This window comes from Duganella vulcania, from assembly GCF_009857655.1.
GTDB classification, from domain to species: domain Bacteria; phylum Pseudomonadota; class Gammaproteobacteria; order Burkholderiales; family Burkholderiaceae_D; genus Rugamonas; species Rugamonas vulcania.
This window is the reverse complement of record NZ_WWCX01000099.1, coordinates 1-23,438: the sequence shown is the minus strand read 5'-3', so window position 1 is coordinate 23,438 and position 23,438 is coordinate 1. Positions and strand designations below refer to the sequence as shown.

At 66.6% G+C, this 23,438-nt stretch carries 20 protein-coding genes; 8 read left to right on the top strand and 12 right to left on the bottom strand.

Annotation, left to right across the window (positions count from 1 at the left end):
- Both GTP90_RS29930 and GTP90_RS29925 read right to left on the bottom strand, forming a co-directional pair.
- Nucleotides 1-202, bottom strand: a 202-nt coding sequence (locus tag GTP90_RS29930) for an Hpt domain-containing protein (RefSeq protein ID WP_175048289.1), incomplete at its 3' end; no start/stop codon positions are given.
- Nucleotides 199-1,152 carry a CAP domain-containing protein gene (locus GTP90_RS29925; protein WP_161086935.1) on the bottom strand — a complete coding sequence of 318 codons (954 nt, stop codon included), beginning with the start codon at nucleotides 1,150-1,152 and terminating at the stop codon, nucleotides 199-201. The genes GTP90_RS29925 and GTP90_RS29930, both read right to left, overlap by 4 nt.
- A 195-nt stretch (nucleotides 1,153-1,347) precedes the next feature.
- On the opposite strand from GTP90_RS29925, the gene pssA reads away from it, so the two are divergent.
- Entirely contained in the window at nucleotides 1,348-2,103 is a 756-nt protein-coding gene (gene pssA, locus GTP90_RS29920) for a CDP-diacylglycerol--serine O-phosphatidyltransferase (RefSeq protein WP_161086939.1), read from the top strand.
- A 3-nt stretch (nucleotides 2,104-2,106) separates the two neighbouring features.
- On the opposite strand, the gene GTP90_RS29915 is transcribed toward pssA, so the two are convergent.
- Nucleotides 2,107-3,033 carry an aldo/keto reductase gene (locus GTP90_RS29915; protein WP_161086934.1) on the bottom strand — a complete coding sequence of 309 codons (927 nt, stop codon included), beginning with the start codon at nucleotides 3,031-3,033 and terminating at the stop codon, nucleotides 2,107-2,109.
- 167 nt (nucleotides 3,034-3,200) lie between these two features.
- Here GTP90_RS29915 and GTP90_RS29910 point away from each other — a divergent pair, with 167 nt between their 5' ends.
- Nucleotides 3,201-4,535, top strand: coding sequence for an EAL and HDOD domain-containing protein (locus GTP90_RS29910; protein WP_371875147.1), 1,335 nt, complete (start codon nucleotides 3,201-3,203; stop codon nucleotides 4,533-4,535).
- A 110-nt stretch (nucleotides 4,536-4,645) separates the two neighbouring features.
- On the opposite strand, the gene GTP90_RS29905 is transcribed toward GTP90_RS29910, so the two are convergent.
- The 9 genes from GTP90_RS29905 to GTP90_RS29865 all read right to left on the bottom strand — a co-directional run bounded on the left by GTP90_RS29905 (nucleotide 4,646) and on the right by GTP90_RS29865 (nucleotide 13,120).
- The gene (locus GTP90_RS29905; protein ID WP_161086932.1) at nucleotides 4,646-5,791 is read right to left on the bottom strand and encodes a D-alanyl-D-alanine carboxypeptidase family protein; all 1,146 of its coding nucleotides are present in this window, start codon (nucleotides 5,789-5,791) and stop codon (nucleotides 4,646-4,648) included.
- A gap of 48 nt (nucleotides 5,792-5,839) precedes the next feature.
- Nucleotides 5,840-6,505, bottom strand: coding sequence for an alpha/beta hydrolase (locus GTP90_RS29900; RefSeq protein WP_161086931.1), 666 nt, complete (start codon nucleotides 6,503-6,505; stop codon nucleotides 5,840-5,842).
- A gap of 5 nt (nucleotides 6,506-6,510) precedes the next feature.
- A complete protein-coding gene (locus tag GTP90_RS29895) occupies nucleotides 6,511-6,828 on the bottom strand; it encodes a (2Fe-2S) ferredoxin domain-containing protein (protein ID WP_161086930.1) in 318 nt (105 codons plus the stop codon).
- Between the two features lie 50 nt (nucleotides 6,829-6,878).
- Nucleotides 6,879-8,036, bottom strand: a complete 1,158-nt coding sequence (locus tag GTP90_RS29890) for a VanZ family protein (RefSeq protein WP_161086929.1) — start codon at nucleotides 8,034-8,036, stop codon at nucleotides 6,879-6,881.
- Complete coding sequence (locus GTP90_RS29885) at nucleotides 8,033-8,647, bottom strand: ABC-type transport auxiliary lipoprotein family protein (RefSeq protein WP_161086928.1); 615 nt, start codon at nucleotides 8,645-8,647, stop codon at nucleotides 8,033-8,035. The genes GTP90_RS29890 and GTP90_RS29885 overlap by 4 nt, the downstream gene beginning before the upstream one ends.
- A gap of 11 nt (nucleotides 8,648-8,658) precedes the next feature.
- Entirely contained in the window at nucleotides 8,659-9,597 is a 939-nt protein-coding gene (locus GTP90_RS29880) for an MlaD family protein (protein ID WP_161086927.1), read from the bottom strand.
- Nucleotides 9,597-10,454: an ABC transporter ATP-binding protein gene (locus GTP90_RS29875; RefSeq protein WP_161086926.1), complete on the bottom strand. Its 858-nt coding sequence runs from the start codon at nucleotides 10,452-10,454 to the stop codon at nucleotides 9,597-9,599. The genes GTP90_RS29880 and GTP90_RS29875 overlap by 1 nt, the downstream gene beginning before the upstream one ends.
- Nucleotides 10,454-11,581 (bottom strand): MlaE family ABC transporter permease, encoded by a 1,128-nt coding sequence (locus GTP90_RS29870; protein ID WP_161086925.1) that lies wholly within the window; start codon nucleotides 11,579-11,581, stop codon nucleotides 10,454-10,456. The genes GTP90_RS29875 and GTP90_RS29870 overlap by 1 nt, the downstream gene beginning before the upstream one ends.
- Before the next feature lie 66 nt (nucleotides 11,582-11,647).
- Nucleotides 11,648-13,120: a B12-binding domain-containing radical SAM protein gene (locus GTP90_RS29865; RefSeq protein ID WP_161086924.1), complete on the bottom strand. Its 1,473-nt coding sequence runs from the start codon at nucleotides 13,118-13,120 to the stop codon at nucleotides 11,648-11,650.
- Between the two features lie 117 nt (nucleotides 13,121-13,237).
- Between GTP90_RS29865 and GTP90_RS29860 the strand changes: the two genes are divergently transcribed.
- From GTP90_RS29860 to GTP90_RS29835, 6 genes are read left to right on the top strand one after another with little or no spacing between them, the layout of a single operon-like run.
- Complete coding sequence (locus tag GTP90_RS29860) at nucleotides 13,238-14,824, top strand: DUF2138 family protein (RefSeq protein ID WP_161086923.1); 1,587 nt, start codon at nucleotides 13,238-13,240, stop codon at nucleotides 14,822-14,824.
- Nucleotides 14,803-15,483, top strand: a complete 681-nt coding sequence (locus tag GTP90_RS29855; RefSeq protein ID WP_254452114.1) for a DUF1175 family protein — start codon at nucleotides 14,803-14,805, stop codon at nucleotides 15,481-15,483. Before GTP90_RS29860 ends, GTP90_RS29855 begins: the two co-directional genes overlap by 22 nt.
- Nucleotides 15,480-20,009 (top strand): alpha-2-macroglobulin family protein, encoded by a 4,530-nt coding sequence (locus GTP90_RS29850; protein WP_161086922.1) that lies wholly within the window; start codon nucleotides 15,480-15,482, stop codon nucleotides 20,007-20,009. Before GTP90_RS29855 ends, GTP90_RS29850 begins: the two co-directional genes overlap by 4 nt.
- On the top strand, nucleotides 20,006-21,730 hold the full coding sequence (locus GTP90_RS29845; protein WP_254452113.1) for a DUF2300 domain-containing protein: 1,725 nt from the start codon (nucleotides 20,006-20,008) through the stop codon (nucleotides 21,728-21,730). The genes GTP90_RS29850 and GTP90_RS29845 overlap by 4 nt, the downstream gene beginning before the upstream one ends.
- Nucleotides 21,727-22,524, top strand: coding sequence for a YfaP family protein (locus GTP90_RS37480; protein ID WP_217432047.1), 798 nt, complete (start codon nucleotides 21,727-21,729; stop codon nucleotides 22,522-22,524). Before GTP90_RS29845 ends, GTP90_RS37480 begins: the two co-directional genes overlap by 4 nt.
- 32 nt (nucleotides 22,525-22,556) lie before the next feature.
- On the top strand, nucleotides 22,557-23,285 hold the full coding sequence (locus GTP90_RS29835; protein ID WP_254452112.1) for a DUF2135 domain-containing protein: 729 nt from the start codon (nucleotides 22,557-22,559) through the stop codon (nucleotides 23,283-23,285).
- Nucleotides 23,286-23,438: the final 153 nt, after the last annotated feature.

Genomic DNA, 23,438 nt, shown 5'->3' with positions numbered 1-23,438 from the left:
TGCCGGCCGCGCCCTTGAGCGTGTGGACGATGCGCAGCGCGCCGTCGCGGTCGCCGGACGCCAGCGCCGCGCCGGCCTCGGCCGCCGCGTGACGGTAGCGCTGGCGGAAGCTGCGCAGGATGTTCAGGTACAGCGTGTAGTCGCCCATCAGCCGGTGCAGGCCGGCGGCCACGTGCAGCACCTCGTCGTCGGCCGGGTTCATCGCGTGGTGAAGGACCAGCTGCGGGTGACCGGCACGCCGGCCGCCAGGCCGCTGAAGCTGACGTCGTAGACGGTGCCGCCCTTGAGCGGCGCCAGCGGGATGATGGCGGCCACGGTCTCGCCGGTGTTGCTGTCGGTGGCGTGGCTGAGCAGGCGCACGCTGAGCGCGGCGCCGCCGCGCGGCGCCACCGTGAAGCTTTGCACGGTGATGCCGACGCCGTCGCGGATGGTGTCCGAATGCACGCTGATCGGATAACCCACCTCGTTCTGGTTGGGCACCGGGTCGGGCGATTCGCTGTCGCTGAAGAAGTTGGTCGGCACGCCGGTCTGGTTGGCGGCCGGGTAGTTGACGATGCGGCCGGCGCCCAGGCCGGCGCCGTAGCCGGCCACGGCGGTCAGGTCGGCGGTGAAGTAGGTGTAGTTGGCGCTGGTGGTGGCCGCGCCCGTGCCGACCTCCTTGAACACCGGCTCGAACATCACGAAGCGGTGGTAGATCGCGGTGATCAGCTCCTCGGCCTGGTAGAAGCCGGACGGGTTGCCGGTGGCGGAGATGACCTCGCCGATGGCGTACGGGCGCGTGGCCGCGTAGCCGGCGTTGGTCAGGCGGTCGAGCAGGGTGACGCCGGTGAAGCCGGGCAGGCCCGGCGTCTGGTCGTGGGTGACGGTGTTGTTCAGGCGCTGGTAGTCGGAATGGCCCTGGGCTGCGGCGTCGATGCGGGCGTTGCGCGCCAGCGTGGACAGGCCCAGCTGGGCGCGCCGGTAGTTGATCCAGTTGTAGCCGTCCAGCGCGGTGTTGCCGGTGAAGACGGGCGCGCCCGGCGTCTGGGCCAGGTCGGGCGGCGTGGCGCCGCTGGTGCTGGCGCCGCCACCGCCGCCGCCGCAGGCGGACAGCAGCATGGCGAGCAGCAGGGCGGGAAGCATGAGGGCGCTGCGTCGTCGGTGAATAGCCATGAAAACTCCTGTACGGTGGGCCGCCGGCCTGTGGCTGGCTGGTCCAATTCTATGTCAGATTTCGGTTGGGCAGCATCCGGTATGAGCCAGCAGGACGCGCTGTTAAAATGGTAAGCTTGCCGCTTTGCCGCCCGCCTTGCAGCACGCGGTACTTTTTTGATTGCCTCCAATTTGAAGCCATTACACCACGCGCGCGTGCAGCGCGCCAAATTCGCCCTGCCCAGCATGGTCACCTTGATGTCGATCGCGTGCGGTTTCGGCAGCATCGTCATCTCGGTCGACAACGCCATGGTCGGCTCCGCCCACGACTACCGCCTGGCCGCCGTGCTGCTGGTGCTGGCCGGCGTGTTCGACGCGCTCGACGGCCTGGTGGCGCGCGCCACCAACACCTCGTCCGCCTTCGGCATGCAGCTCGACTCCATCGCCGACATGATGAACTTTGGCTGCGCGCCGGCGTTGCTGTTGTATTGCTACGGCTTCGTGCAGCTGGGCGTGGAGCATCCGATGCTGCTGCGCGTGGGCGGCATCGCCAGTTTCTTTTTTGTGGCCTGCGGCGCGCTGCGCCTGGCGCGCTTCAATGTGAATGTCGGCCGCACCGATCCGCGCTACTTCGTCGGCATGCCGAGCACGGCGGGCGCGGCCTGCGTGGCCTCGGTGGTGGTGGCGTGGCCGGACCCGGCGGCCTCGGTGCTGCATGGCGGCCTGATCGTTGCGCTGCTGTTCGTGGTGGGCGGGCTGATGGTGACCACCGTGCGCTTCCCCAGTTCCAAGCAAAAGAAAAGCATGGGCGCGCTGGTCGTGCTGCTGGTGAACCTGGGCCTGCTGGCCTGGCTGCGCAGCTTGTACTTCGCGTTGTTCTTCGCGGTCTACATCGCCGCCACGCTGGTGCTGAACCTGGCGTGGAAGCGCGGCTGGCGCGGCATCGCGCCGCCGCTGGTCTACCCGGACTGACGGCTACGCCACCTCGTGGCCGCGCGCGGCGCGCAGGATGGCGAACCACTGCTCGCGGCTCAGGCTGAACTGGGTGGCCTGCACCGCCTCGGCCACCGCCTCGATGCGGCCCGAGCCGGTCAACGGCAGCGGCCTGCCCGGCAGCTGCATGATCCACGCATACACCACGCTGCCGAACGGGCGCCCCAGCGCATCGGCCACCTGCTGGATCGCCGCGCGCACGCGGGCGCCGCCGGCGTCGTCGCGGCTGAACAGGCGGCCGCCGGCCAGCGCCGACCAGATCATCGGCGCCACGCCCAGGTCTTGCAGGCCGTCGAAGGTTTCATCGAACATCGGCGCCACGTGCAGCGGCGAGAACTCCACCTGGTTGGTCGCCAGCGGGATGCGGCGGTGCAGGCACTCGAACTGGTGGCGGCTGAAATTGGACACGCCGAAATGCCGGACCTTCCCGTCCGCGCGCAGGCGCTCGAAGGCGCCGGCGATCTCGTCGAAGTCCATCAGCGGATCGGGGCGGTGGATCAGCAGCAGGTCCAGGTGGTCGGTGCGCAGCTGGCGCAGCGAGTGCTCGGCCGAGGCGATGATGTGGCTGGCGCTGGTGTCATAGTGCTGGATGGTGTGCGCCGGCCGCGCCGGGCTCACCAGCTTGATGCCGCACTTGCTCACCAGCTGCATGCGCGCGCGCAGCGACGGCTGCAGCGCCAGCGCCTCGCCGAACAGCGCCTCGACGCCGTAGCCGCCGTAGATGTCGGCGTGGTCGAAGCTGGTCACGCCCATGGCCAGGCATTGCTCGACGAAGCCCAGCCGCTGCTGCGGCGTCATGTGCCATTCGTTCATGCGCCACATGCCGGCCACGATGCGCGACAGGGCCGGTCCGCCCCGGCTGGTGGCGACGGCGGGACAGGTCAGGTCGGTCGGCGGGATGTGGCTCATGGGCGCGCTTTCAGTGGGGGAGGATGGCGGGGATTATAGCGACAAGCTTGCCGGACGAGCATGCCGCCGTGTGTTCGGCTGGAAATGAATTTTTCTGTGGCAAGCGTTCTTAGCCTGGTTTTTCGTTGTATGATCGGCAGAGATAGACGGTGATGGAGGGTGAGCAAGTGGGCTTCTTATCGTTTCTGAAATCCAAGCCGGAGGCCGCTCCGGAGCCGGCCGCCGCGCCCGCCAAGGCGGCCGCGCCCGTGGCCGCGCCGGCGCACGAGGGCGACCCCGAGGCCATCGTGGTGCGCGCGGAAATTGTCGACGAGCGCCACCGCTTGTGCGGCTACCGTTTTTCCGTGCCCTTCGGCGGCAACCGCGCGCCGCTGCCCGAACCGGTGCAGATCGAGACGCTGGTGGCCGCGCGCCTGCCGCAGTTCGCGCAGACCCGCATGGCGCTGGTGCAGGTGAGCATGGACGCGGTGGTGTTCAACCGCCACCTGCCGCTGGTGGCGCCGCATACCGTATTCCTGCTGGACCGCAACCAGGCCGCCGGCCTGCCGGTGGACCAGATCGCCGGCCGCATGACGGCGCTGCGCCAGACCGGCTGCAAGCTGGCGCTGCGCGGCATCAGCCTGGACCCGGCCGACGCGCCGCTGCTGGCGCTGTGCGACGTCGCCATGCTGTCGCTGGGCGAGCACACGCTGGCCGATTTCCAGTCCCTGATCAAGCAGTTGCGCATGCGCTATCCGGACATGAAGCTGGCGGTGGACGGCGTCGAGACCTGGGACGAGCAGCGCATGTGCCTGTCGTGGGGCTGCAATTACTTCATGGGGCACTTCCTGACCACCAGCGACAAGGTGGACCCGGACGCCAAGATCGACCAGAGCCGCATGACCTCGATCGAGCTGCTCAACCTGCTGCGCAGCGACGCCGAGCTGCCGGCCATGATCGAGGTGGCCAAGCGCGATCCGGGCATGACCTACCAGGTGCTGCAATGGGCGAACGCGCCCAGCAACGGCCAGACCACCAAGGTGACCAGCCTGCAGCAAGCCTTCATGGTCTTGGGCCGCAACCAGCTGTACCGGGGCTTGACGGTGTCGATGTTCCGGCTGGGCGGCGGCGCCAACGCGGCGCGCGACGAATCGCTGCTGGAAGTGGCGCTGACCCGCGCGCGCTTCATGGAAACCTGCAGCAAGCTGCCGCAGGCCAAGCGCGATGAATTGTTCCTGGTGGGATTGCTGTCGCTGTTCGACGTGCTGCTGGGCGTGCCGATGGCCAACCTGGTCGACAAGATGCACCTGTCGGACGACATCCGCGACGTGCTGCTCAGCAGCGACGGTCCCTACGGGCCCTACCTGATGATGGTGATGCTGCTGGAACGCGACAAGGTCCAGCGGGCGCTGGAGATCGCTGAAAAGCTGGGGCTGGATGTGGAGGGCCTGGCCGCGGTAGGCCAGGCGTCCTTCAAGTGGGCGCAGGAATCGCTGCAGCACACCCACGCCGATGATGAGTAACAACTGGGGTCATAACAACTGGGGTCAAGTCTGACATTCGGACACGAACTCTGCCGTAGCGAGCGCAACGGTACAGCCCGTGTCCGAATGCCAGACTTGACCCCCAGGGTTTATTTGAGCCAGAGGCGGATCGAATCCCAGGCGCGGCCGAAGATCGACGCCTGGTCGACGGTTTCCAGCGCCACCACCGGCAGCTCCAGCAGCGGCTTGCCGTCCACCATCATCTTCAGCGAACCGACGCGGCTGTTCTCGGCCAGCGGCGCGACCAGCGGATCCTTGCGCTCCAGCAGCGGCTTCATCTTGGCGGCAACCCCCTTCGGCACCGTCACCAGCACGTCGTTGGCGAAGCCGATCTTGACCGCGCTCTTCGAACCCTTCCAGATCTCCGGCGTGGCGATGGCCTGGCCCTTGGAGTACAGCTTGACCGTGTCGAAGTTCTGGAAGCCCCAGTTCAGCAGCTTCTGGCTTTCCTGCGTGCGCGACTGGTCGGACGTGGTGCCCAGCACCACCGACACCAGGCGGCGCTCGCCGGCGCCGTTCGGACGGTGCGCCGATGCGATCATGCAATAGCCGGCCGCCTCGGTGTGGCCGGTCTTCATGCCGTCCACGGTGGGGTCCAGCCACAGCAGGCGGTTGCGGTTAGGCTGGGTGATCTTGTTGTACGTGAAGCTCTTGACCGAGTCGATCTTGTAGAACTCCGGGTAGTCCAGGATCACGCGCTTGGCCAGCACCGACAGGTCTTGCGCGGTCGAGTAGTTTTCCGGGCTCGGCAGGCCGTGCGGGTTGGCGAAGTGGGTGTTGGTCAGGCCCATGCGCTGGGCTTCCTTGTTCATCATCACCACGAAGGCGGACTCGTCGCCGGCGACCGCTTCGGCCAGCGCCACGGCCGCGTCGTTGCCCGACTGGACCATCAGGCCGTACAGCAGGTCGTTGATGCTGACCGGGGTGGCCGGGTCGATGAACATCTTGGAGCTGCTCGAATCGACCTTCCACGCCTTGGTGGAGACGTTGACCATCTGTTTCAGGTCAATTTTCTTGTCGCGCAGCGCGCCGAAGGTGACGTAGGCCGTCATGATCTTGGTCAGCGAGGCCGGCTCGATGCGGGCGTTCGGGTCCTGCGAGGCGATGATCTGGCCGCTGGTGGCGTCCAGCAACAGCCAGGACTTGGCGGCGATGGTCGGCGGCGGCAGGGTTTGCGCGACGGCGGCGGACATCAACATCACACTGGTGGCCAGTGCCGCGATAAATTTTTTCATGGGATGCTTTATTCGGTGAAAAGTTGAAGGCGTGGGAATTATAGGGGTTTAATCCGCTGTTGCGGTGTCCGTTTCCGTCTCGGCAACATCGGTCGTGCGGTGCCACAGCTGCGTGACCCAGCCCTTGATGTGCTGCAGCTTGCGGTGGAAGAAGTGGTCGGCGCCGGGGATCACGATGACCGGAATGTCCTGCGGCCGCAGCCAGTCCAGCACGTCGATCAGCGGAATGGTGTCGTCGTTTTCGCCGTGGATCAGGATGGTGTCGGCAGGCACCGGCGCCATTTCCCATTTCTTGGCCGCGCTGCCGACCAGCACCAGGCGCTCGGCCGGCGTGCCGGCCGCGGCCAGGCGCTGCGCCAGCTGCGACTGCACGAAGGTGCCGAACGAGAAGCCCGACAATGCCACCGGCAGGCCCGGATACCTGGCCGTCATCCACGCGTGCAGCAGGGCCATGTCGTCGGTCTCGCCGTGGCCGTGGTCATGCACGCCCTCCGAGGCGCCGACGCCGCGGAAGTTGATGCGCGCCACCACGTAGCCCAGGTTGACGAAGGTGCGCGCCAGCGTGACGGCGACCTTGTTGTCCATGGTGCCGCCGTACAGCGGATGCGGATGGGCCACCAGCGCGATGCCGCGCGGCGCGCTTTTCGGATAGTCGAGGATGCCTTCCATTTGGCCGGCGCCGCCGGCCAGGGTGAATTTTTCGTTCTTGTTCATGTTCTTCAAATCTTGAGACGGTCGACAACCTTGCCCTGTACCAGATGGGTGTCGATGATTTCATCGATGTCGCTGGTGTCGACGTAGGTGTACCAGGTGCCTTCGGGATAGACCACCAGCACCGGGCCTTCTTCGCAACGGTCCAGGCAGCCCGCCTGGTTGATGCGGACCTGGCCCTGGCCGTTGATGTTGAGTTCCTTGCAGCGCTTCTTGGCGTGCTTTTGCGCGGTCTCCGCGCCGTGGTCGCCGCAACTGTTGCGGCCGTCGTCACGCTTGTTCATGCAGAAGAAGACGTGGTGTTTGTAGTAGGGAGTATCGCTCATGGCTGTACCTCGGGGAAAATGTAGCCGCTATGATACCCGCTAACCCTTAGTCACGGCTTATTGAGCTTGTGAGAAGGCAGCCACAGGAACCATACCGCAAAGAAGGGCCACAGCAAGGTCAGGAACTGCGCCGCGCCGTTGAAGTTGAGGAACTTGCCCTGCACCCAGGTCTGCAAGGTGGCGACGAAATACGGATTGGCCGGCGTGGTGTTGACGATCACCAGGCTCAGCAGCAACGTGGCCACCGCCAGCCGCCGCTGCGCCACATGGGGCGCGAAGGCCAGGCCGGCCAGCATGATGGCGCCGATCAGGAAGCCGCCCTCGGCGCCCGGCGTGACCCAGACAAAGGCGTTTTCCGGCGAGAACAGCAGCGCCGTCGCCAGCGCCTTGACGACGATGGCGGCGGCGATCATGGCGCCCACCAGCAGCCCGCGCGGGGCCGGCTTGCGCAGCAGGCACAGCAGCGTTAGCGCCGCGCCCACCATGCCGCAGGCGGTGATGATGGTTTCCGACAGCCAGTATTGTTCCACCGTCAGGATCGTATCCGGGCGGACATAGCTGGCCAGGTCGATGTCGGTGTCGAGCAGCTGCGACAGCCACTCCGACAGGATGGGCAGCAGCTGCCCCAGGCCGAACAAGAAACTTTGCGGATACATCTGCGCCAGCGGCCACAGCGCCAGCAGCACCAGGCCCTGGCTGGCGTGCGGCGCGAACCAGGCCTGGCGCAGCCGCTGCAGCTGGCTCTGGTCCAGCAGGCGGCGCACGGTCAGCACGCCGATCACCGCGCCCAGCGCGCAGCCGGCGGCGTTGGTGTAGAAGTCCAGGTTGGACGAGACGCGGCTCGGCAGGTAGGTCTGCACGCCTTCCATCAGCCCGGACAGCAGCAAGCCGCTAACGGCCGCCATCAGCCACGCGACGATGCCCTTGAAGCGCGGATACAGCGAGTAGACGATCAATGTCCCCAGCGGCATGTAGCCAACCACGTTGATGATGGCGTCGAACTTGGTCCAGTAGCGCGGCATGCTGGTGTTTTCCAGGAAGATCAGCGGCGACAATCCCTGGTTGTGCCAGCCCGAGAACGGGAACCAGCTGGCGTAGACGATCAGCAGCACGTAGGCCAGCAGCGCCGCCCGCGTGAACGGCGACGGCTTGCTGGCCGGTGCCTCGGCCGGCGGTGGCACCGGCGCGGCGGGCGTGTTGTCTGTCATTCCTTCTGCGGCGGCAGGGCCGCCAGCCAGGCCAGCACGTCGGCGGTGACGGCGTCGGTGGCTGCCGCCAGCGCCTGGGCGCCGCCGGCGGCGTCCGGGCTCGGGGCCGGGCTGCTGCGGGTGAAGGTCTTCTGGTCCACCAGCTTGTGGTTGCGGAACAGCGAGGCGCGCAGGTCGACCACGCCGGTGCTGCTGGTGGCGCTGTCGAAGTTCTGCGCGAAGTCGTTGACCTCCATGCGCAGCACGGTCGGGCTGGCGGCGGCGTCGGTGGTCGACAGCACCTTGACGCCGGCCTGCGCGATGCGCGCCTTCATGCGCTGGGTCATCAGCTGGAACGGCGTGGCGGTCCACTGGTTGTAGGCGTAGGGCCGCGACTGGCGCGCGTCCGAGTACAGCAGGCGGTATTGCATGCGTTCCGTGTCGAGCGCATTGGGGCCGGCGATGTCGGCCACGATCAGGGCGCCGATGGCGGCCGGCACTTGCGTGGGCGCGGGCGTTTGCTGCAGCGGGCCGAAATCGTATTGCGCGGTCGGCTGGCCCTTGCTGGCGCAGGCGCCCAGCAGGGCGGCGACGGCGGCGATGGCGATGGCGTTGCGGATGGCGGAAGTCATCTGAGTGATCCTTATTTGGACGAGGCGGAAAAGCCTTCTTCGCCGGGGCCGGGCGGCGTGCCGGGCGAACCGAAGATCAGGCTTTGCGGACGGTCGTTAATCTTGTTCATGGTCTTGCGCAGCGCGCGCATCGAGGCCTTGGTGTCGTCGGACAGCGAGTTCACTTGCGGCAGCGTGTCGAGTTCTATGCCGCCGGCCACCGCCTCCACCGAGCCGCCGATGCGGTCCGCGGTGGCGGCGATGCGGGCGATCGGGCCGTCCGGCGCCTGCAGGTCTTTCACCAGCCGGTCCGAATCGCTGGCCAGCGTGTTGAAGGAGTTCAGCGTGTGCTGCGTTTGTTCGGCCAGCGCCGGCAGCTTGGCGATGGTCGGCTCCAGCTTGGCCGGCAGCTCGCGGTAGGCGTTGGCGGTGGCGCTGACGTCGGAGAAGGCGGCGAGGATGGTCTTCTGGTTCTCGGGGCTGAGCAGCGTATTGAGCTTGCGCGTCACTTCCTCGGACTGGGTCAGGATCTCCTTGCCGCGCTTTTCCAGCTGGTCGAAGAAACCTGCGCGCAGCGGAATGCGGGCCGGGTTGTCGCTGTTGGTGGCCAGCAGCGGCGAGCCGACCTTGTCGTCGTCAAGCTGGATGAAGGCGATGCCGGTCACGCCCTGGTAGCCCAGCGTGGCGAAGGTGGTCCTGGTGATCGGCGCGTCGGTGTTGATGTTGAGGGTGACGAGGATCTGGCCGGCCACCTTGGGATCGAAGGCGATGCTGCCGACCTTGCCCACCTCCAGCCCGCGATAGCGCACCGGCGCCTGCGGGTTCAGGCCCGGCACCGATTGCGCGGTGGCGATCACGTAGGGCGCGCGCTGCACGCGGTCGCGGTTGAACCACAGGCCGAACAGGATGGCCGCGATCAGCAGCGTGATCGTGAAGAAGCCGGTGGTGAGTGCGTGGGATCGGTTTTCCATCAGTGGTGCTCCGTATTGGTTTTTTCGTCCAGCGCTTCCAGCGCGCGGCGGCCACGGTCGCCGAGGAAGAACTCCTTGATGAACGGGTGGTCGATGGTCAGCAGGTCGCGCAGCGGGCCAAGCGCGATCACATGTTTTTCGGCCAGCACGGCGATGCGGGTCGACAGGGCGAACAGCGTGTCGAGATCGTGGGTGACCATCACCACCGTCAGCCCCAGCTCGCGGTGCAGCGATTTGATCAGCGAGACGAAGGCCTCGGACAGGTCGGGATCGAGGCCGGCGGTCGGCTCGTCGAGGAACAGCAGGCGCGGTTCGAGCGCCAGCGCGCGCGCCAGCGCCACCCGCTTGACCATGCCGCCGGACAGGTCGGACGGCATCTTGTTGGCGTGCTCCGGGCCCATGCCGACCATGTTCATCTTCAGCAGCACGGCGTCGCGCACCAGGTCCTCGGGCAGCGTGCCCAGTTCGCGCATCGGCTGGGCGATGTTCTCGAACACCGTCAGCGCCGAATACAGGGCGCCCTGCTGGAACAGCATGCCCCAGTGGTTGCGCAGCTGCTGCAGCTGGTCGGAGCCGATCTCGCTGATGTCCTCGCCGAACACGCGCACGCAGCCGCGCGCCGGCGTCTCCAGGCCGAGCATCTGGCGCAGCAGCGTGGTCTTGCCGGTGCCGGAACCGCCGACGATGGACAGGATCTCGCCCTGGACGATTTCCAGGTTCAAGTCCTGGTGGACCACGGTGCGGCCGTACTTGGTCCACAGGCCGGTGATCTCGACGATCGGCACGCTGCCGTCCAGCGTCAGTTCGCCGGTGCCGGGGCCGCAGACTTTTTCGGGGACGAGTGCCTGGTTAGCCATCAGAACCCCACGCCGCTGAAGACGATCGCGAACACCGCATCGGCCAGGATCACCGCGGTGATCGCCGTGACCACCGAGGTGGTGGTGCCGCGCCCCAGGCTTTCCGTGTTCGGCTTGATGCGCAGGCCGAAGTGGCACGACACCAGCGCGATCAGGATGCCGAACACCGTGCCCTTGCCAAGGCCGATCATGTAGTTCGCCAGCGGCACCGCGTCCGGCAGCTTGAGGATGAAGTATTGCGGCGACAGGTTCAGTTCCACCTTGGCCGACACCATGCCCCCCAACAGCGCAATGGTGTCGGTCCAGATCACCAGCAGCGGCATGGCGATGGCCAGGGCCAGCACCTTGGGCATGATCAGGCGGAAGCCGTGCGAGATACCCATCACCAGCATGGCGTCCAGCTCCTCGGTCACGCGCATCACGCCCAGCTGCGCGGTGATGGAGGAACCGGAGCGGCCGGCCACCAGGATGGCCGCCAGCAGCGGTCCCAGTTCGCGGATGATGCTCATGCCGAGCAGGTTGACCAGGAAGATGTCGCCGCCGAAGTTGCGCAGCTGCTGCGCCGACAGGTAGGAGAACACCACGCCGATCAAAAATCCGACCAGCGCCGTGATGCCCAGCGCCTGGAAGCCGGCGTGGAAGATGTTCGCGGAGATTTCCTTCCACGGCCCGCGCATCGGCGCGCGCGCGAAGCGCCACAGTTCCTGCACCACCTGGCCGATCAGCGAGGTGAGGGCGATCAGGTGCTCGAAGAACAGCAGCATCGCGAAGCCGAGCTTCATCACCCACGTCAGGCGCTGCGGGCGGGCCGCCGGCAGTTCCAGCTTGCCGGTCGATTCGAGGCGGTTGAAGAATTCTTCCTGGCCGGGCGCCAGTTGCAGGTCGGCCGGCCGGGTCTTGCCCCAGGCGTTCCACAGCAGCTGGGCGCCGATGTGGTCCATGCTGTCGATCGCCGTCAGGTCCCATTTGACGCCGTCGGCCTTGAGGGTCTTGATCATCGCCGTGATGGTGGCCATGGTCTTGCCCTGGGCCAGAGCGTGCACTTGCCAGGTGCCGCCGGCGGCGACCGAAGGTCCCTTGGCAGCACCGGGATTGAGGGTAAGAGTGGGCTCTTTGGCGATAGGCATTGCGTCAGTTTAAGGGAGTTTGGCCCTGGCCGCCACCTGTGCTTGTGCGGGAGCCGGCGGCCCCGCTCACGCGGCCAGCCTGCGGGCCTGCCTTTTGGGCGCCGGCGTCTCGGCGGCCCTGGGCTTGGCGCCGGCGTAATCGCTGGCCAGCAGCGCCTCCGCGGCCTCCTTGTCCATGCCCTGGCCGTGCAGGTATTTGGCCACCATCGCCACCAGGCGCTCCAGCGCGATGCGGTGGGTGGCGTCTGTGTTCGCGTACAGCCAGTCCGAGAAGGCCATGAAACGGCCGAAGGCATCGTCGCCCAGCAGCACCGGCAGCGTGTGGCCGAAGCGGCCGGAGTTGGCCACCAGGTCCCAGTAGCGCGCAAAGCGCACCAGCCGCTGCATGGTCGGGAAGTCGATGTCGCGGTTGGCCAGGATGGTGTAGGGTGCGTACGGCTCGAACACCAGGCCGTATTCCTGCGTGTGGCGGATGATGGGCGTGCCGCGCAGCCGCTTGAGGATGCCGAACTGGATCTCGTGCGGATTCAAGGCCCACAGCTTGTTGAAGCCTTCGGCGAAGCTCTCCACCGTCTCCCCGGGCAGGCCGGCGATCAGGTCCACGTGCATGTGGGCGTTGGAGTGGTCGGTCAGCCAGCGGATGTTGTCGGCGGCCTTCTGGTTGTCCTGTTTGCGGCTGACCAGCGTCTGCACCGCCGGGTTGAAGCTCTGGATGCCGATCTCGAACTGCAGCGCGCCGTGCGGGAATTTGCTGATGCCCTCTTTCAGTGCGTCCGGCAGGTGGTCCGGCACCAGCTCGAAGTGGGCGTAGACCGGATCGTCCGGATTCGCCTCCAGCTTATCGAGGAAGAACTGCATGATCTTCAGGCTGGTCTTGATATTCAGGTTGAAGGTGCGGTCGACGAACTTGAACAGCCGCGCGCCGCGCGCGTGCAGCGCCTCCATCTCGGCCAGGAAGTGGTCGAGCGCGAACGGCCACGCCGTCTTGTCCAGGGCAGACAGGCAGAACTCGCACTTGAACGGGCAGCCGCGCGAGGCTTCCACGTAGATGGTGCGGTTCTTGATGTCGTCGTCGGTGTAGAGCGAGTAGGGCAGCTTGATCTCGGCCATCGGCGGCTGCACGCCGGCGTGGATCTTCATCAGCGGCTTGGGGCCGTTGAGGATCTCGCCGCACAGCTTGGGGAAGGTGATGTCGCCCCAGCCGGTGATCAGGTAGTCGGCCAGCTTGACGATTTCCTGCTCGTTCGATTCGTAGGACACCTCGGGCCCGCCCAGCACCACCGTCACGTGCGGCGCCACGCGCTTGAGCATGGCCACGACCTTGGTGGTCTCCTCGACGTTCCAGATATAGATGCCGAAACCGACGATCTTCGGCGCGTGCGCCAGGATGCGTTCGACGATCTCGGTGGTCTTGGCGCCGATGACGAATTCCTGCAGGCGTGTCTGTTCCTGCAGCTCGCCCATGTTCGCCAGAAGATAGCGCAGGCCCAGCGAGGCGTGGGTGTAGCGGGCGTTGAGGGTGGTGAGCAGGATGGACATGGCGGGTGTGCGGATCGGCGAAACCGCTATTTTACGCTTTCGTACCGTGCGCGCCCTGGGTTGCCGAGTTGGCATGTTATTATTTATAACTTATTACTAACTTGGCAATCGTCGTCCATGAATAAAAAAATACTGGTCGGATCGCTCGCCGGAGGCGCGGTGGTGCTGGCCGCGGTAGCCGCTTACCGGCTCCTGGGCTGGAATCTCATGGGGGACGTCAACAGCTTGAAGCTGGACTTGTCCCGGCCGGACGCGCTGGTGATGACCAGGAGCCTGTCGTCGCTGCCGCGCGACCTGCTGACGGTGCCGCTGGCGCGCGACGTGCTGCGCGAGGAATTCCTGTTCTACTACGAGCAAAGCGAGGACCGGCTGGGCCTCAAGGGCAGCCTGCGGCGCATCGCCTACGAACATGAACTGGGCTGGGGCGACCAGCTGCTGCGCATGGTGCTGGACCAGCCGGCGGAAGTGGCGCTTTGGCGCGACGCCGACGGCTCGCTCAAGCACTTCGCCATCGCCGTCTCGCGCAACCAGCTGACACGCTTGCTGGAGGAAGCGGGCAAGGTCGCGCTCAAGGACACGCAAATGAGCGTGGCCGGCGAGCTGCGCGTCGACGGCGACAAGGTGCCGGTGTATGCGCTCAACTACGCCTACAACCGCACCATGCTGTTCGCCGCGCACGGCCAGCGGCTGGTGATCCTGTCGCATCCCGGCATGCTGTATGGCGGCGCGCAGGGCAAGAGCGCCGACAGCGCGGCCGGCAAGACCGTCGCCAGCCTGCTGGCATCGGACCAGTCCAAGCAGAACATCTTCCATCCGCAGTTCCATCTCGACCAGGCGGCGCCGGATGGCCACAGCATCGCCGTCAAGGCGGACTTCCTGTCCTTCGGCTACCAACCCTTCTTCGGCGCGCTGGAGGCGCTGCGCTTCGACTTCACCAAGGGCGCCTGGCGCTCGGAGGTGCTGGTCAACGCGGACAAGCTGCACAAGGGCGGCTACGACAACGCCGCCTTGTGGCCGGTGCTGCCGAACGATCCGAGCGCCTGCTTCAGTGTGCCGGTGGACTGGGACGCGCTGCAGCCCATGCTCAAGAAAATGAGCGGCAAGACCTCGGAACCGGTGCTGCCGCTGGCAACCCAGTTGCAAGGCCCGGCCGCCGCGTGCTGGTACGGCGGATCGCGTTTGCATACGCCGGTGTTCGTGGCGACGCGCCAGCCAAATGCGGGCGGCGAGGCGCTGTACGGCAGCCTGTTCACGGCGGCCATCGGCGGCAAGGACGCGGTGCGCAAGACCGAAGCGAAGGGCGTCACGCGCTGGGAGCGCACCTTGGCGACCGCGATGGGCGAGGCCAAGCCGGCGCTGGCGGTGGCGGGCGACACGGTGGTCTTCTCCGCCGATGGCAAGCTGGTGGACCAGGTGCTGGCGGTGCGCCGCAAGCAGGCGCCGGCCGCCTCCGATCTGCTGCCGGATGCCGGCCATACGGTGGGTCTGATCGCGCCGGCCTCGCTGGCGCAGCTGATCGAGCGCGAAGCCTACGACACGCTGCCGGCCGCTCATGAGCCGGTGCTGCGTGCCGCGGCCAATGAACATCTGGCGCCGCGCCTGGCCGCGCTGAAGAAGTATCCGCCGTACAGCATGGTGCTCAAGCGCCTGCCGGCCAGCGGCACCGCATGGGAAACGCTGGAATGGCAAGCGGTCCAGCGATGATGCAACGGCGTTCCGCGTTGCGCTGGCTGGCGTGCGCCGGCGCGGCGGCCGCTTCCCCTGCCTGGGCCTTGCGCCAGGGCGAGGAGGCGACCACGCGGCTGTCGCAGGCGCAGAGCCGCGCCTTCCAGGCGTGGATGCTGCGCATCATCACGGCGCAGATCGAACGCGGGCCGTCGCCGCGCTGGACCCACCGCGACTGCGCGGGCCTGGTGCGCTTCGCCGTCAACGAGGCGCTGGCCGTGCACGATGCGCGCTGGCTGCGCGCCAACGGCATCGCCAGCGACCGCCGCCTGCCGCCCGAACTGGAGCTCGACGCCAGCCAGGCCGCGCTGCGCAACCGCTGGGTCCAGACCGGCGGCACGGTCGGCCACTTCGTCACCGCGCTGGCGCTGGTGCAGCACAACAGCCGCTTCGTCGCGCGCGAAATCAGCCAGGCGCTGCCCGGCGACCTGCTGTTCTTCGACCAGGGCGACGAACAACACCTGATGGTCTGGATGGGGGCGAGCATCGCCTACCACACCGGCACCGTTACTCCCGACGACAATGGTCTGCGGACCGTCGATATCAAACAACTCACGACCTGGAAGGACACGCGGTGGCAACCTGCGTCCAACAATCCCAATTTCGCCGGTGTATTCCGGCTGTCATTTCTGTCATGAAGCTGCTGCTCACCAGCGTGCTGTCCCTGTTCCTGATCGGAAGCGCCGTGGCGCAGCCGGAGCCGAGCTATTACACGCCGTTCAAGGGCGAGCCGTTCTTCCTGCTGTCCGACGCCACCTACGGCAGCGCCGACGAGGCGCGCGTGCGCCTTGAGGTGCCGGGGCGCGACATGGGCCGCATGAATCTCGAAGCCTATTCCGGCGCCGACATCGTGCTGTACCGCGTGCCCGAGCCAATGGCCTTCCTGAAGAAGCAGCCCAACCTGCACCGCATCCAGGTGGAGGGCAATTTCCAGGGCGAGGGCCTGGCCAACACGCTGAGCTTCTTGTGGGACAGCTGGTGGAAGCAGTCGCGCCTCTTCTGGCGCAAGCTGTTCTCGGCCGAAGCGCGCCTCTCGGTGACCAGCGAGCATCCCAAGCTGGCCACCAACGTCGCGATCCGCCGGCCGACGGTGTTCGCCAATAATCCGCAGTACAAACCGATCAAGGGCATGGAGCTGGTCGACAGCTTCCGCTATCCGATCTGGCAGGCCGCGCCGATCGCGCCGCCCAAGGGCGTGAAGCTCGACGGATCGAGCAGCGACTTCGTGGTCCCCGGCGCCGGCAATGTCATGATCCCGCTCGGCAAACGCAAACCGGGCCTGTACCTGGTTGAAGCCATCATCGGCCAGCATCGCGCCACGACATTGGTGTTTGTGTCGGACACGATGGCCGTGACCAAGGTGTCGTCCGGCCAGATGCTGGTGTGGGCCGCGCGGCGCGACAACAGCGCCGCCGTCGCCGGCGCCAATGTGGCCTGGACCGACGGCACCGGCGTGCTGCAATCGGCCACCACCGGCGCCGACGGCGTGGCGTCGATGGAGCGCGGCAGTCCCGAACATACCTATGTGCTGGGCGAGGACCGCGCCGGCGGCGTGTTCGTGTCCGAGAACTTCTACTACGACAGCGAGATCTATAACACCAAGCTGTATGCCGTCACCGACCGGCCGCTGTACCGGCCCGGTGATGAGGTCAATGTCAAGTTCATGGGGCGGGAGTTTATGTCGGCGCGCGCCTCGCAGGCCGCGGCTGCGGCGCCCATCGGCCTGACCGTGTTCGATCCGAACGGCACACCGCTGCTGACGCAAACGCTGCAGCTGTCGGGCGAGACCGGCGCCGACACCCGCTTCCGCCTGCCGGAGCAGGCCACCGCCGGCGGCTACGAGCTGCGCTTCACCTACAAGGACGGCGTCTACGGCGCGGCCTTCCGCGTGGCCGAATACATCAAGCCTCACTTCGAGATCAATATTCAGCCGTCCAAGCCGGAGTTCAAGACCGGCGAGGCGGTCAAGGGCAGCATCTCGCTGCGCTACCCGGACGGCAAGCCGGTGAAGAACGCTTCGATGACGCTGTCGCTGCGCAGCCAGCAAAACAGTATGGTGGATGGCGAACTGCGATACAGCGGCTTGTTCCCGGTGTCGCTCAAGACCGAGGAAGTGGTCAGCGACAGCAGCGGCAATGTGGACTTCTCGCTGCCGCCGGCCGCCGATCCTTCGCGCTACATCCTGACCGTGCTGGCTACGGACGGCGCGGCCTACCGCGTCAAGGTCACGCGCGAGCTGATGATCGAGCGTTCCAGCACCACCTATACCTTGAAGCCATCGCGTCAGTTCTCCGATCCGGGGCAGAAGGTGCATTTCGACCTGGTGGCCGACGGCCAGGGTTCGGCGCGCCCGGTGCGCTGGGAGATGGTGCAGCTGGAGCGGCAGACCAAGACGTCCGGCGCCTTCGATCCGGCCGCCAAGGGATGGGACGTGACCTTCCCGGATTCCGGTTCCTACCAGCTGTCGCTGCGCGACGAGCGCGGCAACCTGCTGGCGGCGGCCAGCCATTGGGTCAGCGGCGACGGTGTGCAGGCCACGCCGGGCAGTATCGAGATTGTGCTGGACCGCGCGCGCTATCGCCCTGGCGAGACGGCCGAGGCGCTGATCACCTTCTCCGACAAGGTGGACCAGGCGCTGCTCACGCTGGAGCGCGACAAGGTTGAACAATATGGCCTGATGGCCGGCAGCGCCGACTGGTACAAGGCGCAGCGCGTGGGACCCAAGCAGTGGCGCGTGCGGATACCGGTGAAAGAGGAGCATGGCCCCAACATGACCTTCTCGGTGGCCTACACACGCAATGGCGATTTCGTGTTCGAGAACGCCGGCCTGCAGGTGATCGAGCCGCGCATCGCGCTGCAGTTCAAGACCGACAAGGAGGTCTACCAGCCCGGCGAGAAGGTGACGCTGGACGTCAAGGCCACGCTGGACGGCAAGCCGCTGAGCACCATGGTGGCGCTGGGCGTGGTCGATGAGATGATCTACGTGCTGCAGCCGGAGATCGCGCCGGAGATCGGCGACTTCTTCTACCACCCGCGCCGCAACAATGTACGCACCACGGCCAGCCTGTCGTTCATCAGCTACGACATGGCGCAGGGCCGCAGCGGCGGGGCGCCGGCGCGCCACAACTACAATGAGCGCGGAGTCAAAGTGCTGGAGCGGCCGCGCCGCGACAACATCGACACGGCCTACTGGGCGCCGTCGCTGAAGACCGATGCGGACGGCAACGCGCGCATCAGCTTCACCATGCCGGACGCGCTGACCCGCTGGCGCATCACGGGCCGCGCGATGGATGCGCAAGGACGCGTGGGCCAGCGCACCGGCTATCTGCGCTCTGACAAGAACTTCTACGCCAAGTGGACCGCGCCTGACTGGATGCGTGCCGGCGACGCGCCACGCGCCACGGTGGCGGTGTTCAACCAGACCAGCGCCGCGCAGACGCTGGAAGTTATCCTGTCCGGCGGCACGCAGCCGAAGACCGAGAAGCTGAGCGCCAAGCCGGGCGTCAATTATGTCGAGTTCCCGCTGGCGGCGGTCTCCGGTGCCTTGCGCCTGGAGCTCAAGCAGGACGGCAAACTGGTCGACGCGCTGGACACCACGATGCAAACCCTGCCTGCGGCCTGGCTCAGCCCCCGCACGCTGACCTTGCCGCTGACCGGCTCCGAGACAGCATTCAAGCTGCCGGCCGATGCGCGCAATATCCGCGTCTCGTTCGCACAGGGGGCGGCCAGCCACTTCGCGCGCATCGCCGATGACCTGATCGAATACCCATACGGCTGCGTGGAGCAGACCGCGAGCCGCCTGATTCCGTTGACGCTGGCGCTGCAAAGCATGCCGCCGGACGCCACGCAGCTGCGCGAACGCCTGCAGGCCACGCTCACCGCGCAGCGCCTGCGATTGGTGGCGATGGCCGGACCCAACGCCGTATTCGGCTGGTGGGGCAACGCCACGGCGGGCAGCGCGCTGATGACGGGTTACGCCTATTACGCCGACTGGTACGCGTCGCGCGCATTGCGCATCGAGCTGCCGCCAGAGCACTGGAATAGCCTGCTGACGGTGTACAGTGAACAGGGCCTGAAGGATGCGCCGATCGACCGTGCGCTGGTGCTGTGGATGGCCCGCGATATCGGCCTGCCCACCAAGACCCTGGCCTCGGGCCTGGTCGACGACATGGCCGCCGTCACCTTGGCCGGCAAGCCGCATGCAGGCGGCGATACCAGCAGCCTGCTGCTTGGCGCCGGCGACGACCGCGAAGCGCAGGCGATGGCGGTTGGCTTGACGTCGGTGGTCGCAAGCCAGAACGGCGTGGCGTTGCCGCCGGCCCTGCAGCAGCAGGTCACCGCCGCGTGGAGTGTGTTGCGCTCGTCGAAGGCGCCGGTGGCGCAAGCCTTGCTGATGCTGGCCGGCGAAGTGCCGGCGTCGCAGGCCGACGCGGTACTGGCCAGCGTTCGCGCGGACATGCCGACGCTGGACCGTTCGATGACGCTGTTGTGGGTACAGAAAAAACTGGGCGGCGCATCGTTCGGCAAGGCGCCGGCGCTGGCGTTGGACGGCCCATGGAAAAAACAGGAGAGCCGCAGCGGCCAGCCGGTCTGGCGCTGGAACGACGCCAAGGCCCTGCCGGAGCAGCTCAAGTTGGCGGCGGCATCGGGGGCCGCGCCTGCGGGCACGGTGGCCGTGGTGCAGTACGACAGCCGCGCAGCGGAGGCATCCACCTTGCCGGTCACGGTCGAACGCCGCATCCTGCGCATGAAGCAGGGCAAGGACGGCTACACCACGGAGTTGGTCAAGCCGGGAGAGGCGCTCAGCACCGCCGAACTGTATCTGGATGAGATCACGCTGAAGCCAGCGCCCGGAACCAAGCATCGCTTTGGCTTGCTGGAAGTGGCGCTACCGCCAGGCGCGATGGTCGAATCAAGCACCTGGGGCATGGTGATGGCGGGCGAAAAACCGACGCCGCTGGAGCGCGCGCGTCACGTCGAGCGCCGCGACGGTTACGCGGTGCCGGTCGATCCGCTGGAGGAGGCCGTGACGGTGCGCCACCTGCTGCGCTTTGCACAAAAGGGTAGTTACGTGCTGCCACCGACCCGCTTCCACCGCATGTATCAGCCGGAGCAGAAGGCGCTGGAAGGCGGCAAGACCATGCGCGCGTTGAAGGTGGAATGATGCGCAAGTCGGCGCTTTCCCGCGTGCTGCGTCCTGCGGCTGTATTGGCCATACTGGCCGTGCAGCCGTTGGCCGTGTCGTCGCGGGCGGCGTCGCTGGACGTGGCTTGGTGGCGCGACGGCAAAACCGAAGTGCTCCAATTGCGGCAGGGCGGCCCGGCACCGCAACCGTTCGATGGCAGCCGCCAGGTGCCGCTGGCCAGCTTGTGGAAGCTGTTCGTCTATATATATGCGGACGACAGCCATGTGCCGATGCCGGACTATCGCTGCGGTGGACGCGATCCCGAAGAAGTCTATTGCTGCGAGGCGGGGCAGAGCATAGGCCGCGATGCGGCGCTGGCGCAGTCCTGCGGCCCGTTCTTTTCGCCACGCCGGCTGATGATCGCGCCGGCGCCGTGGCGGGATTATTGGACGCGCCGTCTTGGTGCGGCTCCCTCCGGCGAATTCGCGTGGCTGGCCGATCCCGCGCAGCTGACACCGGAACGGCTGGTGCGGCTCGACAGCCTGCTGCGCGCGCTGTCCAGCATACCGGCCACCAGCCGCGCCGACGCCGAGGCGGCGCTGCTGCGCGTGGTGCTGGACGGGCGTGGCGCCGGCACTGCGCGCTGGTTCGGCAGCCAGTTGCGGGTGAAGACCTATTCCTGGCATAAGCCTGTACAAGCGGGCAGGGAGCGCGAACGCCTCGGCGGCGCGGCGGGCTGGCTGGCCGACGGCACGCCGGTGTGGTTCGGTGGCGCAGGCGGCAGCAGCAACGTGCTGCAGCAGTGGGCGCCGCGACTGGCCGCCAGTCTGCCGCCGCTGCAGGCTGCCGAGGACAGCGGTTGCGTCGTCGTCGATTACTTCAAGCGCTATCCGATCAGCAGCGTGCGCGGCGCGGATGGTCCGGCTGCGGCGGGGCCGCTCAATGGCCGCTTCCAGGTGCGCTTCGAAAACGGCAAGAACCTGGCCTTGCGCAGCGCGGGCGAGATGATGCTGCAAACCGGCGGTGACGGCCGTCCGCAATTGCGCGGCCGCTTCGGCGTCAATGAATACGTGGCGCGGGTGATCGACCGCGAAGCCAGCGCCGACGAGCCGGAAGCCGCCAAGGCGTTGGCCATCGCCGCGCGCAGCTATCTGCGGCAGAACGCGCAGAGCGTGGCCGGCTGCCAGCAGATCGCCGACAGCAGCGCGACGCAGCGCGTCAGCCCCAGTCCCGCCACACCGGCGGCGCTGGCCATCGCGCGCTGGACCGACCAGTTGATCGTCGACGGCGTGCCGGTGCGATATCACCGCGACCTGCCATCCGATGGCACGCTGGTGTGGACCGATGCGGTCCGGCAGGCGAAGCAGGGCAAGCTTTACGATGAATTGCTGGCGGCGGCCTATCCCGGCGGCGCGCTGAGCACCGCTGGCAACGCCGGCGTGCGCTGCAAGCGCCTGGGGCAGAACGAGGAGTGGCTAGCGCGCGCCCTGCCACGCTGGCAGCGCGTGCTGCTGGGAGAGGCTGGTTATGAGGCGCCGGCGCAGCCGCCATTGGTCTGCGCGCTGGCCTCCGGCGCGCCGTACTCGGAGCAGTCGCGCAACCGCATCTTCATGCGCCCGCTGACCACGCGCGAAGACCGCATCACGCTGGCCCATGAATACCTGCATCTTGGTCTGCGCCGCCACCCGCGCGGCCAGGATGAAGACTATGTCGAGCGCTTGGCGCGCCGGCTGGTCGACCTTAACCTGGAGACGCTGTGATTCCCCGCATCCGATTGCTCAACGCCGCCGCGCTGCTGCTGGCATGCCAGCTGGCGCACGCGCAGGACAAAAGCATGACCACACCGATAGGCGGCTGGAACCGCGCCGGCCTGACCGATCGTTCGGAGGAGCTGGCGGTCAATTACCCATACGCGCTGGTGGACCGTGGCGCGCAACGTGGACGGCGCATGATCCAGGGGCAGCTTGATAAAGCGGGCAAGGGCAGGGCTTTCCATAAGCTGGTGGTCAACGGTAATCCGACGCCTTTGTACACGGACGAGGATGGCCGCTACGCCCGCGCGTATTCGTTCGGCTCCGGATCCAACAGCGTGGAGATCCGCTCATCGGACGGCAAGCCAGTCAAGCGCGGGCAGTTTTATGAGGCAGACCGCAGCAAGCCGCAGCCGATGATACGCATCATCGCCGCGTGGGACGACAGCCAGGCGGAAGTCGACCTGCACGTGATTACGCCGGACGGCCAGCACGCGTTCTTTGGACAGCCGGCGCTGAGCAACGGCGGCGGCCTGGATGCCGACACCGTCGATGGGCCTGGCCCGGAGAACTTCGTGATGACGTCGCCGATGCACGGCTTGTATCAGGTGTGGATAAATTACTGGGGCAACTTCGGCGCCGACGGCTATCACTTCGACGAGAACACGCGGCAGAGGCCCGTCATCACCAGCCGCATCACGCTGGTCTTCAATGAGAACACCCCGCGCGAGCGGCGCGAATCGTTTGTCGTGCCCTTGCGCGGTATCGGCGAGCTTACGCTCGTCAAAACTTTCAGGTACTGAGCATGAATCTGCGCTGGCCATCGTTATTGTTAATGTTATTACCGCTTTGGGCGCAGGCCCAGGTCACCATCGATTCGCCCAAGGGCGGCTGGCGCAATTCCGCCGGCGCGCGCGAGGAATATACGCAGCCGGTGCATTATCCCGCGGCTTCGGTCAGCCTGCAGCCGGGCCAGAGCGAAACGGCGCAGATACGCGGCCGTATCGCCGGCGCGCCCAAAGGCAAGCCGGCCACGCTGGTGGTCAACGGCGTGGCGATGCCGTTGGAAGTGGCGGAGGATGGCACATATGGACGGCCGTATGGTTTCGGCAGCGGCTCCAATAGTGTGGAAGTGCGCGCGCCGGACGGCAAGAGCCGCGCCCGCACGCAGTTTGTCGACAGCTACCAGGGGAAGACCCAGGCGCGCTTGCGGGTGGTGCTGTCCTGGGATAGCGCCGGCACCGATCTCGATCTGCATGTTGTGACCCCGGACGGCGGTCACGCCTGGTACGGCAATCGCGTATTACCAGACGGCTCGGCGCTGGATGTGGACGTGACGACCGGCTACGGGCCGGAGATCTTTTCCAGCGCCTCGCCGCAGAAGGGTAACTATCACGTCTACGTCAATTACTTCGGCAGCGGCGCTGACACGTCCACACTCACCGTGGCACGGGTCTCCATCATCACCAATGAAGGCACGCCGCGTGAAAGGCTGCAAACCTATCAAGTGCCGATGCGCGCAGCTGGCGAGCTGACGCTGGTGAAATCATTCGTGTTCCCGTAAATAGCCCTTGCGGAACCCGCACTCGCTTTGCTATAGTTCGCCCCCTCGCAGAACACAGCACATGTTGCTGAGTGAAACGAGAAAAAAGAAGGGGTTGACGAAACGATCTAAACGCTTCATACTCTTTCTTCTTCGCTGACGGACACAACGCTT

What these genes read in the sequence shown, in the direction of transcription:
- GTP90_RS29925 (WP_161086935.1), bottom strand. Translation starts at nt 1,152, where the DNA reads ATGGCTATTCACCGACGACGCAGCGCCCTCATGCTTCCCGCCCTGCTG.
- GTP90_RS29915 (WP_161086934.1), bottom strand. Translation starts at nt 3,033, where the DNA reads ATGAGCCACATCCCGCCGACCGACCTGACCTGTCCCGCCGTCGCCACC.
- GTP90_RS29905 (WP_161086932.1), bottom strand. Translation starts at nt 5,791, where the DNA reads ATGAAAAAATTTATCGCGGCACTGGCCACCAGTGTGATGTTGATGTCC.
- GTP90_RS29900 (WP_161086931.1), bottom strand. Translation starts at nt 6,505, where the DNA reads ATGAACAAGAACGAAAAATTCACCCTGGCCGGCGGCGCCGGCCAAATG.
- GTP90_RS29895 (WP_161086930.1), bottom strand. Translation starts at nt 6,828, where the DNA reads ATGAGCGATACTCCCTACTACAAACACCACGTCTTCTTCTGCATGAAC.
- GTP90_RS29890 (WP_161086929.1), bottom strand. Translation starts at nt 8,036, where the DNA reads ATGACAGACAACACGCCCGCCGCGCCGGTGCCACCGCCGGCCGAGGCA.
- GTP90_RS29885 (WP_161086928.1), bottom strand. Translation starts at nt 8,647, where the DNA reads ATGACTTCCGCCATCCGCAACGCCATCGCCATCGCCGCCGTCGCCGCC.
- GTP90_RS29880 (WP_161086927.1), bottom strand. Translation starts at nt 9,597, where the DNA reads ATGGAAAACCGATCCCACGCACTCACCACCGGCTTCTTCACGATCACG.
- GTP90_RS29875 (WP_161086926.1), bottom strand. Translation starts at nt 10,454, where the DNA reads ATGGCTAACCAGGCACTCGTCCCCGAAAAAGTCTGCGGCCCCGGCACC.
- GTP90_RS29870 (WP_161086925.1), bottom strand. Translation starts at nt 11,581, where the DNA reads ATGCCTATCGCCAAAGAGCCCACTCTTACCCTCAATCCCGGTGCTGCC.
- GTP90_RS29865 (WP_161086924.1), bottom strand. Translation starts at nt 13,120, where the DNA reads ATGTCCATCCTGCTCACCACCCTCAACGCCCGCTACACCCACGCCTCG.
- GTP90_RS29860 (WP_161086923.1), top strand. Translation starts at nt 13,238, where the DNA reads ATGAATAAAAAAATACTGGTCGGATCGCTCGCCGGAGGCGCGGTGGTG.
- GTP90_RS29855 (WP_254452114.1), top strand. Translation starts at nt 14,803, where the DNA reads ATGGCAAGCGGTCCAGCGATGATGCAACGGCGTTCCGCGTTGCGCTGG.
- GTP90_RS29850 (WP_161086922.1), top strand. Translation starts at nt 15,480, where the DNA reads ATGAAGCTGCTGCTCACCAGCGTGCTGTCCCTGTTCCTGATCGGAAGC.
- GTP90_RS29845 (WP_254452113.1), top strand. Translation starts at nt 20,006, where the DNA reads ATGATGCGCAAGTCGGCGCTTTCCCGCGTGCTGCGTCCTGCGGCTGTA.
- GTP90_RS29835 (WP_254452112.1), top strand. Translation starts at nt 22,557, where the DNA reads ATGTTATTACCGCTTTGGGCGCAGGCCCAGGTCACCATCGATTCGCCC.